The following is a 15,838-nucleotide window of genomic DNA, read 5'->3' on the forward strand; positions in this document are numbered from 1 at the left end:
GAACAAGTCGACGCCAAGAAGGGGCCCGGCACCGGAAGGCATCGGTGCCGGGCCTCTTCGAGGAGCCTATATGAAAATGGTTCCCATTTACTAGAGGGTCGGTTCAGAGGTCCGTCTCAGAGAGCCAGCCCGGTGAGGACGAGCACCCGCTCGTACGTGTAGTCGTCCATCGCGAACTTGACGCCCTCGCGGCCGACACCGGACTGCTTGGCGCCGCCGTACGGCATCTGGTCGGCGCGGTAGGAGGGGACGTCGCCGATGACGACACCGCCGACCTCGAGGGCGCGGTGGGCGCGGAAGGCGGCCTGGAGGTCGTGGGTGAACACGCCCGCCTGGAGGCCGTACTTGGACTCGTTGGCCGCGGCGAAGGCCTCGGCCTCGCCGTCCACCCTCTGCACGGTGAGGACGGGTCCGAAGACCTCCTCGCAGGAGATGGTCGTGTCGGCCGGTACGTCCGTCAGGACGGTCGGCGCGTACGAGGCGCCGTCCCGCTTGCCGCCGGTCAGGAGCGAGGCCCCGGCGTCGACGGCTTCCTGGACCCATGTCTCCACACGCTGGGCGGCGGCCTCGCTGACCAGCGGACCGACGTCGGTCTTGTCGTCGCTCGGGTCGCCGGTGACCTGGGCCTCGACGGCGGCGACGATGCGCGGCAGCAGGCGGTCATGGACGGAGGCGTCGACGATCACCCGCTGCACGGAGATGCAGGACTGGCCGCCCTGGTAGTTGGAGAAGGTGGCGATGCGGGTGGCGGCCCAGTCGAGGTCGGCGTCGGAGGCGTAGTCGCCGAGGACGACTGCGGCGCCGTTGCCGCCCAGCTCAAGGGTGCAGTGCTTGCGCGGCACCGAGTCCATGATCGCGTAGCCGACCTTCTCGGAACCGGTGAAGGAGATGACCGGCAGGCGCTCGTCCTGGACCAGGGCGGGCATGCGGTCGTTGGCGACCGGGAGGATGCTCCAGGAGCCGGCCGGAAGGTCGGTCTCGGCGAGCAGGTCACCGATGATCAGCCCGGAGAGCGGGGTGGCCGGGGCGGGCTTCAGGATGATCGGCGCGCCGGCCGCGATCGCCGGAGCGATCTTGTGGGCGCACAGGTTGAGCGGGAAGTTGAAGGGCGCGATGCCGAGGACGACGCCCTTCGGGAAGCGGCGGGTGAGGGCGAGACGGCCCTGACCGCCGGCGTCGGTGTCGAGGCGCTGGGCCTCGCCGCCGTTGAACCGCCGGGCCTCCTCGGCGGCGAACCGGAAGACGGAGACGGCACGGCCGACCTCACCCCGGGCCCACTTGATCGGCTTGCCGTTCTCGGCGGAGATCAGCTGGGCGATCTCCTCGGTGCGCTCGACGAGCCGACGGCTGACGTGGTCGAGGGCCGCGGCGCGGACGTGGGCGGGGGTGGCGGCGAAGTCGTCAAGGACGGCGTGGGCGGCGGCGACGGCCTCTTCGACCTGGGCGTCGCTCGGCACGCTCACCTTGCCGACGAGGCGGCCGTCCCACGGGGAGGTGACGTCGAAGCTGTCCTCGCCGGTGACCTGGCGGCCGGCGAGCCAGAAGGCGTGGGTGGAGGTCATGTGGGTCCCGGCCCTTCCGCGTTAGGGGGTGTGTGCGGGGTGGATCGTGCTTCGGGTCCACGGTAGGGGGGTGGGGGCGGGGGTGCGTTTGGCCGGGGCGTAGTGGTTGGGGGCGTGGGCGCGCCGGTTTGGCGGGGTGGGGTCAGCATCTTTCAGCCCGTCCGGCGGTCGAGGACGAGGCCGTCAGGCCGATACGGGGGTCTGCGGACAGAGCCCCCGGCAACGGCCGCACCACCGCCGGGTGCCTGCTCCGACCCGGGTGCCTACTCCGACGTCGTCGCCTTCAACGCCAGCCACAGTTCCATCCGCACGTCCGGGTCATCCAAGGATCGACCGAGGATTTCCTCGACCCGCCGCATCCGGTACCGCAACGTGTGCCGATGCACCCCCAGATCCGCCGCCGCCGCGTCCCACTGCCCGTGCCGCGACAGCCACGCCCGCAGGGAGGCCACCAGATCGCCCCGCCCGGTCGCGTCGTGCTCGTACAGCGGCCGCAGCAACCCGTCCGCGAACGCCTTCACCGCGTCGTCCGCCAGCAACGGCAGCACGGACCCCGCCGCCAACTGCTCGTGCCCCACGCACACCCGCCCCCGCCGCCGGGCCACCGACAACGCCTGCTCGGCCTGCTTGTAGGCGGCCGCCGCGGCGATCGGCCCCACCGGCGCCGACAGCCCGACCACGAGCTCGTCCTCGTCACCGGTCTGCTCCCGCCCCTCCGCGGCCCCGGCCCGCGCGGCCTCCAGGCCCGCCGCGTACTCCCCGCACGCGGCGACCGCCGCACCGCCGTCCACGGCCAGCGCGATCAACCGCTCGCCCTCGGGCACGACCAGCACGGGCTCCCCCGCCCGCGCGGCCGCCGACTCCACGACCTCGGCGAGCGCGGCGAACGGATCGCCGCGATCGCCGCCCGCGCCGGCGGCGGCCCGGGCGGCAGCCGACGACGCCGACTCGGCGACGATCATCCGGAAGGGGGCGTCCAGCAGACCGCCGTACAGATGGCCCGCCACGGCACGCGCGTGGTCCGGCTCTCCCGCGAGCAGCATGCGCAGCACCGCCGCGCCGATCCGCCCTTCCGCCGCCCGCAGCGACCTCGACCGTTCGGTCGTCAGGGTCAGCAGCGCGATCGCCGAGTGGACCGCGTACCGCTCCGCGGTGCCGAGGGCCGCCGCCGTGCCGACCGCCAGCGCCGCCCGCGGCCGCCGCCCCGTGCCCAGCGAGTGCAGTTCGACGCGGTCCTCGTTGTCGGGCGGTCCGACCACCGAGGACGCGGGCGCCTGCCGCTCCCTCAGCCGCTCCACGTCCGCCGTCAGCCGCGCGGCCCGCCGCAGGGCCCACTCCGGTGCCGCGGCGACGACGGCGCCCGAGGCGTCGTAGAGCGCCGCCCAGCCGTCGACCTGCGAGGCGAGAGCGGACAGCACCCCCTCCGGACCGTGGGTCAGCGCCTGCTTCGTCAGTTCCCGCTGCGCGGCGAAGCCCGCCGTCACCGCCCGGTACTGGTCGGCCGCGATCGCCGCGGACACGGCCTTGCTGATGGCGAGGAAGGGCGTGCGGCGCGGCACTTCGAGCAGCGGCAGCCCCTCGTCCCGCGCCGCGTCGACGAGCGCCTCGGGGATCTCCTCGTAGTTGACCCCGACGGCGAAGCCCAGCCCCACCACCCCGGCCCCCACCAGCCGCTTCACATAGCGCCGCATCGACTCCGGATCCGCCGCGTCCAGCTTCAGCGCGGTGATCAGCAGCAGCTCCCCGCCCTCCATGTACGGCACGGGATCGGCGAGCTCGCTGACGTGCGCCCAGCGGACGGGCACCTCCAGGCGGTCCTCACCCGCGCGCACGGTGAGCTTGAGCGCGGAATGGTGGACGAGCGAGGCGAGCGTCGGGGGCATGAGGCCTTCAGGTCTGCGGGGATCGGGCGAACCTTGTGATCTTTTGGCCGCCACGTATGAACGACCTATGCCGATTCTGCCTCACCGTACGGTGCCCCGGTGCGGTGAAGTACGGACCTAGGGGGCTTCTGATGGATCTCCGTGGAGGAAGGAGCGGCGTTCGGTGTGTGCGATCGGCGTGCGGTGTGAAGGGTCATGTGGCGGAGCCACCTGGCCCGTCGCGCCGTGCGGTGAGCGTGCGTGCCGGGCGTCGCGACGCCGCGGAGATCCATCAGAAGCCCCCTAACCCCTCAGATCCACCAGCAGCGGCGGCGCGTGCTCTCCCGTCACGTTCGTCAGCGACAGCACCGCGTGCCCCGGCGGCACCCCGTGCGCCAGCTCGGACGCCGACCACCGTTCGCGTTCGACCTGGCGGACGGTCACGGCCCGCTGGGTCGGCGCCTTGCCGGTGATCACGCGGCGCAGCACGTGCAGGGCCTTCCCGGCCGGCGTCTCGGCGATGATCTGCCGGTCGGTGACGTCCCGTGCCTCGATCCACTCCTTGCCCCACACCTCGGCGAAGTCCTGCCCGTCCCAGGGGGTGAGCCCGGACAGCGCCATACGGCAGCCGGTGGCGCCGAGCAGCGGACCGCGCAGCGGCCTCGGTACGTCGTCCAGTGTCCGCAGGGTCAGCACGGCACCGGCGTTCGCCGACCGCAGCCGCTGGACCCCGCGCACCGCCTCCGGGGTGACGACCCCCGTCGCGTCGTCCAGCACCAGGCAGGCGAACAGCGACCGGTCGTCCCGTACCGCCACGCTCGCCGTGAACTGCGCGAGCACCAGCCGCGCCAGCATCCGCGAGGCGTCCGCGTGCCCGCGCTCAGGCAGGTCGATGCGGACCCGCACGGGGTGGTCGAGGGCCTTGAGCGAGAAGGGCTTCGACTGTCCGGAGGTGTCGAAGAACCCGGCGAAGGCCGGCCGGTCGAGCAGCGCCACCCGGTCCGCCAGTACGGCCGCCACGTCACCGGGGTGCCCCAACTGCCGCTCCCGGGCATCCAGTTCACGCAGCAACGACTCCTGCCCCGAGCCCTGCAGCGCCGTACGCAGGGTGTCCAGCGGCCCGGGCGCCCCGTCGAGCAGCTGCCGCAGCTCCGGCACGGAGGGGAAGCGCCCGTGGACCGCCCGGAAGGGACCCAGGAGCTGAGCGAGAACCGTCGTCGACTTGCGGCTGTCATTGCCCGGGTGCGGATCGGCGAGGTCCCCGACCAGCGCCTCGGCGAGCACGGCCGCGGCCTCGTCGGGGTCGCCGGTCCCGCCGTACAGGTCCAGGTCGTACACCGATTCCGGATTCCCGATCCGTACGACGACGTCGTACGCGTCGATCGGTCCGAGCCCCGCGCCCGCCGCGCCGACCACGACCACGGCGGCCCGGCCGGCGAGGGCGTGCAGGCAGAGCGACTCGGCGAGCGGCCGCACCAGGGTGCCGGTCTTGCCGGAGCCGGCCGGTCCGACGGCGAGCAGGGAGGTGCCGAGCAGATCGGGGCCGAGACCGAGTCCGGCCCCGCGGTAGGCGTACGGGTTGCGGGGGTCGTCGGCGGTCGTGCCGAGCCGCACCTGCCCGGTCACCAGGTCGTGAGGGGAGAGCCGGGCCGGCAGGTCGCGTTCCCCGGAGGGGTGCAGACAGGCGGCGGCGCCGTCCTTGAGCACGGCACCGGTGAACGCGGCGAGGGTGTGCCGGCCGCTGCGCACGCCCTGCCAGGCGCGGACGATGCGGGCGTGGTCCACGTCCCGCATCAGCCCCGAACGGGCGTCGGCGGCAAGCCGCTCGGCGGCGTCGGAGGCTCCGGCGGCGCGGAGTTGGGGCCACTCGGCGGGGTCCTGTTCGGGGGTGGGCGGCCGTTCGGCGCGGGGTGCCTCGCGGCGCCAGGCGGGCGGGCCGTAGCGGCGCCAGATCTCGCCCCAGCGGCCGAGGCGGCCCACGCCGATCATGATGACCAGGGCGATCACCACGTAGTAGGCGTAGACGACCACGACCGAGCCGAAGCTGTGCGGCTGGGCCCAGGAGTCGGGGATCATCGCGTAGAGCGGCAGCAGCCACCAGCCGCCGAGGTAGCCGTTCCACAGCAGCGACCAGATGAGCCAGCCGACGAGGAAGGCGATCAGCGCACCGCTGATCAGCTGGCGGGCGGGGATGAGTTCGGGCTCCTCCTCCGGCCGCGCCCGGTGCCCGAACCGCCATACGCCGGGCAGCGCCTCGGGCCGCGGTGCCCGCAGCCACGTCAGGAAGGCCGACCCGTCCGGCCGCGGGGGTACACCGGGCGCCGCGGTGGGCCTGGGCGGCATCGACGGGACCTGCGGTGGTCCCGCCGGACGCGGCACAGGATTCGCATGCGTACCCCGTGCGTCGTGCGTCCCGTCGCTGTCCATCGCCCTCGCTCCCTGACCAGCCGTTCCGTCCACCTTCAGCGGTCAATCTAACGCGCCGGCATGGGGAGTTCACCGCTTACGCGGCCGCGGGCGGGGAGCGGACCTGGGAGCGGACCAACAGGCTCCGGATATTGTCGTCCGTTCACGTGGGATGCGGAAAACGGAACGGGGACGCACGGTGACCGAGCAACTGGCCGCAGGCGACGAAGACTTCGTCCGCCCGACGCCCGCGGGGCGGGGCGTGGCCTGGGACGACCCCGGCACCCGGCGGGCCTGGTGGCGGCAGACGGGTCGCAGTCTGCTGCTCGTCGCCACGTGCGCCGCCTGGTGGACCTGGTACGCCGGGATCACGATCCCCGTACGGGAGCGGGTGGTCTGGCTGAACGTCGCCTTCTTCCTCTACTCCCTCTTCGGTCTGCCGCTCCAGCTCCTGGCGGAGCTGCCGAACGGGTGGCGGGTGCGCCGCGTGCTGCGCGCCCACCCCTGGCACATCGCGGAGAACCCGCCGCACGGCATCTCGGACCACCCGAAGGCGCGGGACGTGAGCGACGCCTGGTTCGAAGTCCCCGACCCCGCCGATCCGGAGAGCCGCCTGCCCCTGATCATCAGCGCACCGCTGTGGTGGACCCGGCGCATGCGTGCCGGTGCCCCGGCCGGGCGCAGGGCCCGGATCGCCCGGCTCTGGTACTGCGGCGTCCCCGGCGACGAGGTGGTCATCGCCGCCTCCCGCAGCACGGAGACGGCACCCCGCCGACTGCGCCACCGGTACCTCCGGTACGGCCTCATGCCGGAAAGCCCTGCCCGGACCGACGCGGCCGCCCCGCATCCCTCGCGCAGCGCCCTCTCCCACCCGGCGACGGGTCGTGCGATGCGCCGCCGCCTGTTCACCCTCGTGGCCGCACTCCTCCTCGTCTGGCCCACCGTGCTCTTCCTTCAGATCGCCGAGGTGGTCGCCGACGAGGACCACGACAAGATCGGGTTGTTCGGGCTGGCCCTGCTCTGCGAACTGACGCTCCTCCCCCTCCACATCTTCCTGATCGTCGCCACGCGCCGCATGAGGCGCACACTGGCCACGAACACATGGCGGCTGGTCGACTGCGAGATCCGCAGGCGCGGGAAGCAGCAGCTGATCCGCCTGGGCGACGTCACTCTCACCACCCCACCCAGCTCGTCCGCGGACTCCCGCCTCACCCAGCTGTGGATCGCGGGGCACCCCCGCCGGCACTGCGTGATCTCCGCCCCCGGCGGCGCCAGGCCGCTCCGTGTCGCAATGTCCACCACGGACAATCGAAACCCCTGACACCGCCCACATGGAGCATGCCCACACCCCTCTCCCCGTCCTAGCCTGCGAGAAAAGAAGGCACGAGTCCGCAAACCCCCAGGAGCCCCTCATGAGCGCACTTCCGCAGGAGCGCCGGATCGTCACCGCCATCCCCGGTCCGAAGTCGCAGGAACTGCAGGCCCGCCGTACCGCCGCGGTCGCGCAGGGCGTGGGCTCCGTGCTGCCGGTGTTCACGGCGCGCGCGGGCGGCGGGATCATCGAGGACGTCGACGGGAACCGGCTCATCGACTTCGGTTCCGGCATCGCCGTGACGTCCGTCGGCGCGTCCGCCGAGGCCGTCGTACGCCGGGCCTCCGCGCAGCTCGCCGACTTCACCCACACCTGTTTCATGGTCACCCCCTACGAGGGCTACGTGGAGGTCGCCGAAGCCCTCGCCGAGCTCACGCCGGGTGACCACGCCAAGAAGTCCGCCCTGTTCAACAGCGGCGCCGAAGCCGTCGAGAACGCCGTCAAGATCGCCCGTGCGTACACCAAGCGGCAGGCCGTGGTCGTGTTCGACCACGGTTACCACGGCCGGACCAACCTGACGATGGCCCTGACCTCGAAGAACATGCCGTACAAGCACGGCTTCGGTCCGTTCGCGCCCGAGGTCTACCGCGTGCCCGTGGCCTACGGCTACCGCTGGCCGACCGGTGCCGAGAACGCCGGCCCCGAGGCCGCCGCGCAGGCCATCGACCAGATCAGCAAGCAGGTCGGCCCGGACAACGTCGCCGCGATCATCATCGAGCCGGTGCTCGGCGAGGGTGGCTTCATCGAGCCGGCGAAGGGCTTCCTGCCGGCGATCAGCAAGTTCGCGAAGGACAACGGCATCGTCTTCGTCGCGGACGAGATCCAGTCCGGGTTCTGCCGCACCGGCCAGTGGTTCGCATGCGAGGACGAGGGCATCGTCCCCGACCTGATCACGACCGCCAAGGGCATCGCGGGCGGTCTGCCGCTCGCCGCCGTGACCGGCCGCGCCGAGATCATGGACGCCGCGCACGCGGGTGGCCTGGGCGGCACCTACGGCGGCAACCCGGTGGCCTGTGCCGGCGCGCTGGGCTCCATCGAGACCATGAAGGAGCTCGACCTCAACGCCCGGGCGAAGAACATCGAGGCGATCATGAAGAGCCGCCTCACCGCCATCGCCGAGAAGTTCGCCCACAACGATCGATGCAGCATCGGCGACGTCCGCGGCCGTGGCGCGATGATCGCCATCGAGCTGGTCAAGGACCGTACGACGAAGGAGCCGAACCCGGAGGCGACGGCCGCGCTCGCCAAGGCCTGTCACCAGGAGGGTCTGCTGGTCCTGACCTGTGGCACCTACGGAAACGTCCTCCGCTTCCTGCCTCCGCTGGTCATCGGCGAGGACCTCCTGAACGAGGGCCTTGACATCATCGAGCAGGCCTTCGCGCGCATCTGAGCCACAAGGAGTCCGCAGCTCACGCATAGCGCGCGCGTCACTTGCGCACCATCCGCCCCAGCCCTTGCAGCCGCTGGGATTCCGGGGCCGGGGCGGACGGCGTCAGGCCATGTGAAGAACGTGTGCGAGGTGGATGGCGGGACGCGATTCCGCCTGTCTTCCACCCATCGCCTGCCGTACGTTCTACCCAGATGAGAGATACACCCCGCCCACAGGGGACTGTGGGCGACATCAGGCCGGGGCCTCCCCAGCTTCGACCTGGTCGTGCCCTCGCGCACACACCCGGAGCTTCCGGCTCCGGATCTCCTCACCGATCGGACAGTCGCCCGCCCCAAACCCCCCGGGGTGGGCGTCGATCCGATCTGATCGGCCGCCTCGGAACTACCCCCCCTGTTCCGGGGCGGCCGACCTCCTTTCTTCTCCTTCTCGGGCTTCCCGCCCTCCTCTTCGCGCTGATCACCTGGCAGGTCGTCTCGGACGGCCTGCTTCTGCGCGTCGACGAGCGGGTCAGCCGGGCCCTCGTGCACCCGGACCGCTTCTCCGAACTCCTCGCCGACCTGGGCAACATCCAGGTCGCGGTGCCGGTACTCGCCGTCGTCCTGGCGTACGTGGCCCGGCGGGGCCGTGCGGCGGGGACGTACCGCTGGTGGCTGCCGCCTCTCGCGGCCGCTCTCCTGATGGCGCTGGTCCCGGCCCTGGTCGTCCCCCTCAAAGTGCTGATCGACCGACCGGGCACCCCCGTCGTGCCGCCGGCCACCGGCTACTACCCGTCCGGCCACACCGCGACGGCCGCCGTCGCCTACGGCTCGGCGACCCTGCTCCTGCTCCCCTGGCTGCGCTCGGCGTACGCCCGCCGCGGACTGCTCGTGGCCTGCGCCGTCGTCAACCTCGCCGTCGGGTTCGGCCTGGTCCGGCGCGGCTACCACTGGCCCCTGGACGTGGCGGCCAGCTGGTGCCTGTGCACGGTACTGATCACGTCTTTGTGGATCTTCCTGGTCCGCGCCGACCGCACGGGTGGCCGACGCGGGCACGGTGAGTCCGTCTAGACCTCTGGCCATCAGGCGCCCGTCAGGTGCCCTCCCCACTCGCCAGGCCCGCCGCCGCCTCGTGCATCGCCAGTTCGAGGAGTGCGGGGTCCGTGAGGGTGCCCGAGCCGTCCGGTGGGATCAACCAGCGCACCCCACCGGTCGAGCGCCCCGGGTACGGCACCACGATCCAGGTGCCGGCCCCCGCCGTACGGATACCGGTGCCCAGCCAGCGGGCCGCGGTGCCCGGCGGCACGAGGAAACCCATGCGCGCGTCCCCGAAGTCGACCAGCACCGGGCCGGGCCGGTCGAGGAAGCGGGTGAGGACGTCGAGCGTGGGATAGCCGAGCTCGCCCGGCAGGATGAGTACGTCCCAGGCCTTGCCGGCGGGCAGCAGCGCGATCCCCAGGGGGTTGCGTTCCCACTCCCAGCGGCAGGCCTCGGGATCCGGCGCAACGGATGCCAGCCACTCCACCGCCGGTTTCGCCCCAGCCATGAGAAGACCTCCCTGTCTCTCCTGGACGCCGGTCGCGTCACGGGAGAGAGGGAGGTCACCCGGCCTGCATTACGCGGGTTTCCCGCACCCGTCGGAGTGAACTGGGTCACACTCACCGGGGGCTGGGATGCGCCTGACGCGTCTCGTTCAGGAATCGAACCCGAGACCCAGTCTGTCCATCGTCCGCAGCCAGAGGTTGCGTCGGCCGCCGTGCGCGTCCGCGCGGGCCAGCGACCACTTGGTGAGCGCGATGCCCGTCCAGGCGAAGGGCTCGGGCGGGAACGGCAAGGGCTTCCTGCGGACCATCTCGAGCGAGGTGCGCTCCGTGGTCTCCCCCGCCAGCAGGTCCAGCATCACCTCGGCGCCGAAGCGGGTGGCGCCCACGCCGAGGCCCGTATAGCCCGCCGCGTAGGCGACGTTGCCGTGGTGGGCGGTGCCGAAGAACGCCGAGAAACGCGAGCACGTGTCGATCGCGCCGCCCCACGCGTGCGTGAAGCGGACGCCCTCCAGCTGCGGGAAACAGGTGAAGAAGTGCCCGGCGAGCTTGGCGTACGTCTCCGGCCGGTCGTCGTACTCGGCGCGCACCCGGCCGCCGTAGGGATAGATCGCGTCGTAGCCGCCCCAGAGGATGCGGTTGTCGGCGGAGAGGCGGAAGTAGTGGAACTGGTTGGCGCTGTCCCCGAGGCCCTGACGGTTCTTCCAGCCGATCGACGCCAGCTGCTCGTCGCTCAGCGGCTCCGTCATCAGCGCGTAGTCGTAGACCGGGACGGTGTACGCCCGCACGCGCTTGACCAGGTTCGGGAAGATGTTGGTGCCGAGCGCGACCCTGCGGGCGCGGACCGAGCCGTACGGAGTGCGTACGGCCATGCCGGCGCCGTACGGCTTCAGGGTCAGGGCGGGGGTGTGCTCGTGGATGCGGACGCCCAGCGCGAGGCAGGCGCGCTTGAGGCCCCAGGCGAGCTTCGCGGGGTTGAGCATGGCGACGCCCCGGCGGTCCCACAGGCCCGCCTGGAATGTCGGTGAGTCGACTTGTTCCCGTACCGCTTCGGCGTCCAGGAACTCGACGCCGTCGGCGAGGCCCTCGCGCTCCAACTCCTGGTACCAGTCGCGCAGTTCCCACGCCTGATACGTCTCCGTCGCGACGTCGATCTCGCCGGTGCGCTCGAAGTCGCAGTCGAGGGAGTGGCGGGCGACCGCCTTTTCGATCTCGTCGAGGTTGCGGGCGCCCAACTCCTGCAGCTTGTGGATCTCGTCCGGCCAGCGGGCCAGACCGTTGGGCAGGCCGTGGGTGAGGGAGGCGGCGCAGAAGCCGCCGTTGCGGCCCGAGGCGGCCCAGCCCACCTCGCGGCCTTCCAGCAGGACGACATCCCGCCCGGGGTCGCGCTCCTTGGCGATGAGCGCGGTCCACAGTCCGCTGTAGCCGCCGCCGACGACCAGCAGATCGCAGGTCTCGGCGCCGGTGAGCGCGGGCTCGGGGTGGGGCTTGCCGGGGTCTTCGAGCCAGTACGGGACCGGCTGTGCGTCAGAGAGTGACTTTGTCCAACGATTCATGGCGCTTGGGGCCATGATTTCAACTCCCTACAAGGGTTTTGCGTTTACGCCTTTTGCTTGTTTCGGCGATTTCCGATGAGCATCGAAGACAGGACCAACAGTACGGCGACCAGGAACATGGCCGTACCGATGACATTGATCTGAACGGGCGTTCCGCGCTGTGCCGAGCCCCAGACGAACATGGGGAAGGTGACGGTCGAGCCGGCGTTGAAATTGGTGATGATGAAATCGTCGAAGGAGAGCGCGAAGGACAGCAGCGCACCCGCGGCGATTCCGGGGGCCGCGATGGGCAGGGTCACTCGAAGGAAGGTCTGCACGGGACTGGCGTACAGGTCCCGGGCCGCCTCCTCCAGGCGCGGGTCCATCGACATCACGCGCGCCTTGACGGCGACGACGACGAAGCTCAGGCAGAACATGATGTGGGCGATGAGGATCGTCCAAAAGCCCAGCTGCGCACCCAGGTTGAGGAACAGGGTGAGCAGCGAGGCCGCCATGACGACCTCGGGCATCGCCATCGGCAGGAAGATCAGCGAGTTCACGGTGCCCCGCGCGCGGAACCGGTAGCGGACCAGCGCGAAGGCGATCATCGTGCCGAGAACCGTGGCGCCGACCGTCGCCCAGAAGGCGATCTGGAGGCTGATCGACAGCGAGCCGCACAGGTCGGCGACACCGCACGGGTCCTTCCACGCGTCGGTGGAGAACTGCTGCCATTCGTAGTTGAAACGCCCCTTCGGTTTGTTGAAGGAGAACACCGTGACGATGACGTTCGGCAGCAGGAGATATCCGAGTGTCACCAGTCCCGCGATGACGACGAGATGGCGCTTGAGCCAGTTGACGAAGGGCATTTAGACCAGATCCTCCGTCCCGGACTTGCGAATGTAGATGGTGACCATGAGGAGAATCGCCGCCATCAGGATGAAGGAGAGGGCCGCGGCCGTCGGATAGTCCAGAATCCGCAGGAATTGCGTCTGGATCACGTTTCCGATCATGCGGGTGTCGGTCGAGCCGAGGAGTTCGGCGTTGACGTAGTCACCGGCCGCCGGGATGAAGGTCAGCAGCGTGCCGGAGACCACGCCGGGCATCGACAGCGGGAAGGTGACCTTGCGGAAGGTGGTCCAGGGCTTGGCGTACAGATCCCCGGCCGCTTCGTGGAGCCGTCCGTCGATGCGTTCCAGCGAGGTGTAGAGCGGCAGGATCATGAACGGCAGGAAGTTGTACGTCAGTCCGCAGACCACGGCGAGTGGTGTGGCCAGGACGCGGTCGCCCGAGGTCCAGCCGAGCCAGTTCGTCACATCCAGGACGTGCAGCGTGTTGAGGATGCTCACCACCGGGCCGCTGTCCGCGAGGATCGTCTTCCAGGCGAGCGTGCGGATCAGGAAGCTGGTGAAGAACGGCGCGATCACCAAAACCATGATCAGGTTCCGCCAGCGGCCGGCCCGGAAGGCGATCAGGTACGCCAGCGGGTAGCCCAGGACCAGGCACAGGATCGTGGCAGCGGCCGCGTACAGAACCGAGCGCCCGAACTGCGGCCAGTACTCGGACAGCGCGTCCCAGTAGGTGGCGAAGTGCCAGGTGACCTTGTAGCCCTCCTCCAGGGAGCCCGTCTGCACGGACGTGGAGGCCTGGTAGATCATCGGCAGCGCGAAGAAGACGATCAGCCAGAGGAGGCCGGGGAGCAGGAGCCAGTACGGCACCAGGCGGCCCCGCTTGCGCGGGGGTTTCTTCTCGGGGACCGGCGCCAGGGGTGGCGCTTCGGTGACCGTGGCCATCAGGCGGCCTCCTCGTCGACCATCTCCACGCCGGCGTCGATGTCCTGCGCGGCGTCGAGGCCGAAGGTGTGCGCCGGGTTCCAGTGCAGGACGACCTCGGCACCGGGCACCAGCCGGGCGTCGCGGTCGATGTTCTGGGCGTAGACCTCGAACTCCGGGCAGACCGGGCTGTCGATGACGTACTGCGTGGAGACGCCGATGAAGCTGGAGTCGGCGATCTTGCCGGTGATGCGGTTGCGCTTCTCGGCGATCTCGCCCGCGTCGTCGGCGTGCGTGAGGGAGATCTTCTCCGGGCGCACGCCCACGAGGACCTTGCCGCCGGTCGTCGTCGGCGCGCTGCAGCGCGACTCGGGCAGCACCAGCTTGCCGCCGCCCGCCTTGAGGACGATGTCGTCGCCGCTCTTGGAGTCGACCTCGGCCTCGATGAGGTTGGAGGTTCCGAGGAAGTTGGCGACGAAGGTGGTGTTGGGGTTCTCGTAGAGGTCGGTGGGCGAGCCGAGCTGTTCGACGCGGCCCGCGTTCATCACGGCGACCGTGTCGGCCATGGTCATGGCCTCCTCCTGGTCGTGCGTGACGTGGATGAAGGTGATGCCGACCTCGGTCTGGATGCGCTTGAGCTCCAGCTGCATCTGGCGGCGCAGCTTGAGGTCGAGGGCGCCGAGGGGCTCGTCGAGGAGCAGCACCTTGGGCGTGTTGATCAGCGCGCGGGCCACCGCGACACGCTGCTGCTGGCCGCCGGAGAGCTGGTGCGGCTTCTTGCGCGCCTGCTCGCCGAGCTGGACGAGGTCCAGCATGTCCTCGACCTGCTTCTTCACCGACTTGATGCCGCGCCGGCGCAGGCCGAAGGCGACGTTCTCGAAGATGTCGAGGTGCGGGAAGAGGGCGTACGACTGGAAGACCGTGTTCACCGGCCGCTTGTACGGCGGCAGGTTGGTGACCTCGTCGTCGCCGAGGTGGACGGTGCCGCCGCTGGGCTCCTCCAGGCCGGCGATCATGCGCAGGGTGGTGGTCTTGCCGCAGCCGGAGGCGCCGAGCAGGGCGAAGAAGGAGCCCTGCGGGACGGTCAGGTCGAGCGGGTGTACGGCGGTGAAGGAGCCGTAGGTCTTGCTGATGCCGGAGAGGCGGACGTCGCCGCTGTGGTCTTTCGTCATCTTCGTCACGCCCCTGTGAGCTTCGCGAACTTCTGCTGGTAGGCCGTCTCTTCCTTCGAGCTCAGTGAGCGGAAGGCGTGGGACTTGGCCTGCATGGCCTGGTCGGGAAGGATCAGCGGGTTCTCCGCCGCCGACTTGTCGATCTTGGCGAGATAGGGCTTCACTCCCGCCACCGGACTCACGTAGTTGATGTACGCGGCGAGTTCGGCGGCCGGCTCCAGCTCGTAGTAGTAGTCGATGAGCCGCTCGGCGTTCGTCTTGTGGCGTGCCTTGTTGGGGATCAGCAGGTTGTCGGTGGACGTCATGTAACCGCTGGCGGGGATGACGTAACCCACGTCGGGGCTGTCCGCCTGGAGCTGCACGATGTCGCCGGCCCAGGCGATGCAGGCGGCGAAGTCGCCCTTGCTGAGGTCGGACGTGTAGTCGTTGCCCGTGAAGCGGCGGATCTGGCCCTTGTCGACGGCCTTCTGGAGGCGGGCGATCACCGCGTCGTAGTCGTCGTCGGTGAACTTCGCCGGGTCCTTGCCCATGTCGAGCATGGTCATGCCGATGCTGTCGCGCATCTCGGTCAGGAAGCCGACGCGGCCCTTGAGCTTGGGGTTGTCGAGCAGGTCGGAGACCGACTTCACCTCGACGCCGTCGAGCGCCTTCTTGTTGTAGGCGATGACGGTCGAGATGCCCTGCCACACGTACGAGTAGGCGCGGCCCGGGTCCCAGTCGGGGTCGCGGAACTGCTCCGACAGGTTGGCGAAGGCGTGCGGCAGGTTGGACGCGTCCAGCCTCTGGACGTAGCCCAGGCGGATCATGCGGGCGGCCAGCCAGTCGGTGAGCACGATGAGGTCGCGGCCGGTGTCCTGGCCCGCGGCGAGCTGCGGCTGGATCTTGCCGAAGAACTCGTCGTTGTCGTTGATGTCCTCGGTGTACTTGACCTGGATGCCGGTCCGTTTGGTGAACGCGTCCAGCGTCGGGCGGTGTTTGCCGCTGTCGTCCACGTCGATGTACTCGGGCCAGTTGGAGAAGTTGATGACCTTCTCCTTGGCCGAGTGGTCGTCGGCGGAGACGCCGCCCTGCGTCTTGCCCGCCGCGGGGATCCCGCAGCCGCTCAGCGCACCGAGGCCGCCGACGGCGAGCGCGCCGCCCGCGGAGGTGCGCAGCAGGGAACGGCGGGTCATGGCGGCCCGTCCGTTGCGGAAACTGCGTCGCACGGCGGCCGCTTCGGCGGGTGACAGGCGGTCGGGCTCGTACTGCTTCATA

At 70.5% G+C, this 15,838-nt stretch carries 12 protein-coding genes; 3 read left to right on the top strand and 9 right to left on the bottom strand.

Features of this window, described 5'->3' with window-relative positions; genetic code table 11:
* Positions 1 to 116: 116 nt before the first annotated feature.
* The 3 genes from OG303_RS15645 to OG303_RS15655 all read right to left on the bottom strand — a co-directional run bounded on the left by OG303_RS15645 (position 117) and on the right by OG303_RS15655 (position 5,851).
* Positions 117 to 1,562, bottom strand: coding sequence for an aldehyde dehydrogenase family protein (locus tag OG303_RS15645; RefSeq protein ID WP_405868977.1), 1,446 nt, complete (start codon positions 1,560 to 1,562; stop codon positions 117 to 119).
* A gap of 263 nt (positions 1,563 to 1,825) precedes the next feature.
* Positions 1,826 to 3,445 (bottom strand): PucR family transcriptional regulator, encoded by a 1,620-nt coding sequence (locus tag OG303_RS15650; RefSeq protein WP_405868979.1) that lies wholly within the window; start codon positions 3,443 to 3,445, stop codon positions 1,826 to 1,828.
* A gap of 282 nt (positions 3,446 to 3,727) precedes the next feature.
* Positions 3,728 to 5,851 (bottom strand): ATP-binding protein, encoded by a 2,124-nt coding sequence (locus OG303_RS15655; RefSeq protein ID WP_405868981.1) that lies wholly within the window; start codon positions 5,849 to 5,851, stop codon positions 3,728 to 3,730.
* A gap of 178 nt (positions 5,852 to 6,029) precedes the next feature.
* Here OG303_RS15655 and OG303_RS15660 point away from each other — a divergent pair, with 178 nt between their 5' ends.
* The 3 genes from OG303_RS15660 (at position 6,030) to OG303_RS15670 (ending at position 9,638) form a co-directional block, all read left to right on the top strand.
* Positions 6,030 to 7,151 carry a hypothetical protein gene (locus OG303_RS15660; protein WP_405868983.1) on the top strand — a complete coding sequence of 374 codons (1,122 nt, stop codon included), beginning with the start codon at positions 6,030 to 6,032 and terminating at the stop codon, positions 7,149 to 7,151.
* 91 nt (positions 7,152 to 7,242) lie between these two features.
* The gene (gene gabT, locus OG303_RS15665) at positions 7,243 to 8,592 is read left to right on the top strand and encodes a 4-aminobutyrate--2-oxoglutarate transaminase (RefSeq protein ID WP_405868985.1); all 1,350 of its coding nucleotides are present in this window, start codon (positions 7,243 to 7,245) and stop codon (positions 8,590 to 8,592) included.
* Between the two features lie 221 nt (positions 8,593 to 8,813).
* On the top strand, positions 8,814 to 9,638 hold the full coding sequence (locus tag OG303_RS15670) for a phosphatase PAP2 family protein (RefSeq protein WP_405868987.1): 825 nt from the start codon (positions 8,814 to 8,816) through the stop codon (positions 9,636 to 9,638).
* A 22-nt stretch (positions 9,639 to 9,660) separates the two neighbouring features.
* Here the strand turns inward: OG303_RS15670 and OG303_RS15675 are convergent, their stop codons facing one another.
* From OG303_RS15675 to OG303_RS15700, 6 genes are all read right to left on the bottom strand, one after another.
* A complete protein-coding gene (locus OG303_RS15675) occupies positions 9,661 to 10,113 on the bottom strand; it encodes a hypothetical protein (RefSeq protein ID WP_405868989.1) in 453 nt (150 codons plus the stop codon).
* A 147-nt stretch (positions 10,114 to 10,260) separates the two neighbouring features.
* A complete protein-coding gene (locus OG303_RS15680) occupies positions 10,261 to 11,679 on the bottom strand; it encodes an NAD(P)/FAD-dependent oxidoreductase (RefSeq protein ID WP_405868991.1) in 1,419 nt (472 codons plus the stop codon).
* 29 nt (positions 11,680 to 11,708) lie between these two features.
* Positions 11,709 to 12,509, bottom strand: a complete 801-nt coding sequence (locus tag OG303_RS15685; RefSeq protein ID WP_405868993.1) for an ABC transporter permease — start codon at positions 12,507 to 12,509, stop codon at positions 11,709 to 11,711.
* Complete coding sequence (locus tag OG303_RS15690; RefSeq protein ID WP_405868995.1) at positions 12,510 to 13,433, bottom strand: ABC transporter permease; 924 nt, start codon at positions 13,431 to 13,433, stop codon at positions 12,510 to 12,512. It abuts the gene before it with no gap.
* Positions 13,433 to 14,584: an ABC transporter ATP-binding protein gene (locus OG303_RS15695; protein WP_405868997.1), complete on the bottom strand. Its 1,152-nt coding sequence runs from the start codon at positions 14,582 to 14,584 to the stop codon at positions 13,433 to 13,435. Before OG303_RS15695 ends, OG303_RS15690 begins: the two co-directional genes overlap by 1 nt.
* 5 nt (positions 14,585 to 14,589) lie before the next feature.
* Positions 14,590 to 15,837: a PotD/PotF family extracellular solute-binding protein gene (locus OG303_RS15700; protein WP_405868999.1), complete on the bottom strand. Its 1,248-nt coding sequence runs from the start codon at positions 15,835 to 15,837 to the stop codon at positions 14,590 to 14,592.
* Position 15,838: the final 1 nt, after the last annotated feature.

It is taken from the genome of Streptomyces sp. NBC_00005 (assembly GCF_045160215.1).
Taxonomy (GTDB): Bacteria; Actinomycetota; Actinomycetes; order Streptomycetales; family Streptomycetaceae; genus Streptomyces.

Excerpts from the sequence above, each read along its gene's own strand:
- OG303_RS15675 (WP_405868989.1), bottom strand. The coding sequence starts at position 10,113 with ATGGCTGGGGCGAAACCGGCGGTGGAGTGGCTGGCATCCGTTGCGCCG.
- OG303_RS15645 (WP_405868977.1), bottom strand. The coding sequence starts at position 1,562 with ATGACCTCCACCCACGCCTTCTGGCTCGCCGGCCGCCAGGTCACCGGC.
- OG303_RS15655 (WP_405868981.1), bottom strand. The coding sequence starts at position 5,851 with ATGGACAGCGACGGGACGCACGACGCACGGGGTACGCATGCGAATCCT.
- OG303_RS15680 (WP_405868991.1), bottom strand. The coding sequence starts at position 11,679 with ATGGCCCCAAGCGCCATGAATCGTTGGACAAAGTCACTCTCTGACGCA.
- OG303_RS15700 (WP_405868999.1), bottom strand. The coding sequence starts at position 15,837 with ATGAAGCAGTACGAGCCCGACCGCCTGTCACCCGCCGAAGCGGCCGCC.
- gabT (WP_405868985.1), top strand. The coding sequence starts at position 7,243 with ATGAGCGCACTTCCGCAGGAGCGCCGGATCGTCACCGCCATCCCCGGT.
- OG303_RS15695 (WP_405868997.1), bottom strand. The coding sequence starts at position 14,584 with ATGACGAAAGACCACAGCGGCGACGTCCGCCTCTCCGGCATCAGCAAG.
- OG303_RS15685 (WP_405868993.1), bottom strand. The coding sequence starts at position 12,509 with ATGCCCTTCGTCAACTGGCTCAAGCGCCATCTCGTCGTCATCGCGGGA.
- OG303_RS15690 (WP_405868995.1), bottom strand. The coding sequence starts at position 13,433 with ATGGCCACGGTCACCGAAGCGCCACCCCTGGCGCCGGTCCCCGAGAAG.
- OG303_RS15650 (WP_405868979.1), bottom strand. The coding sequence starts at position 3,445 with ATGCCCCCGACGCTCGCCTCGCTCGTCCACCATTCCGCGCTCAAGCTC.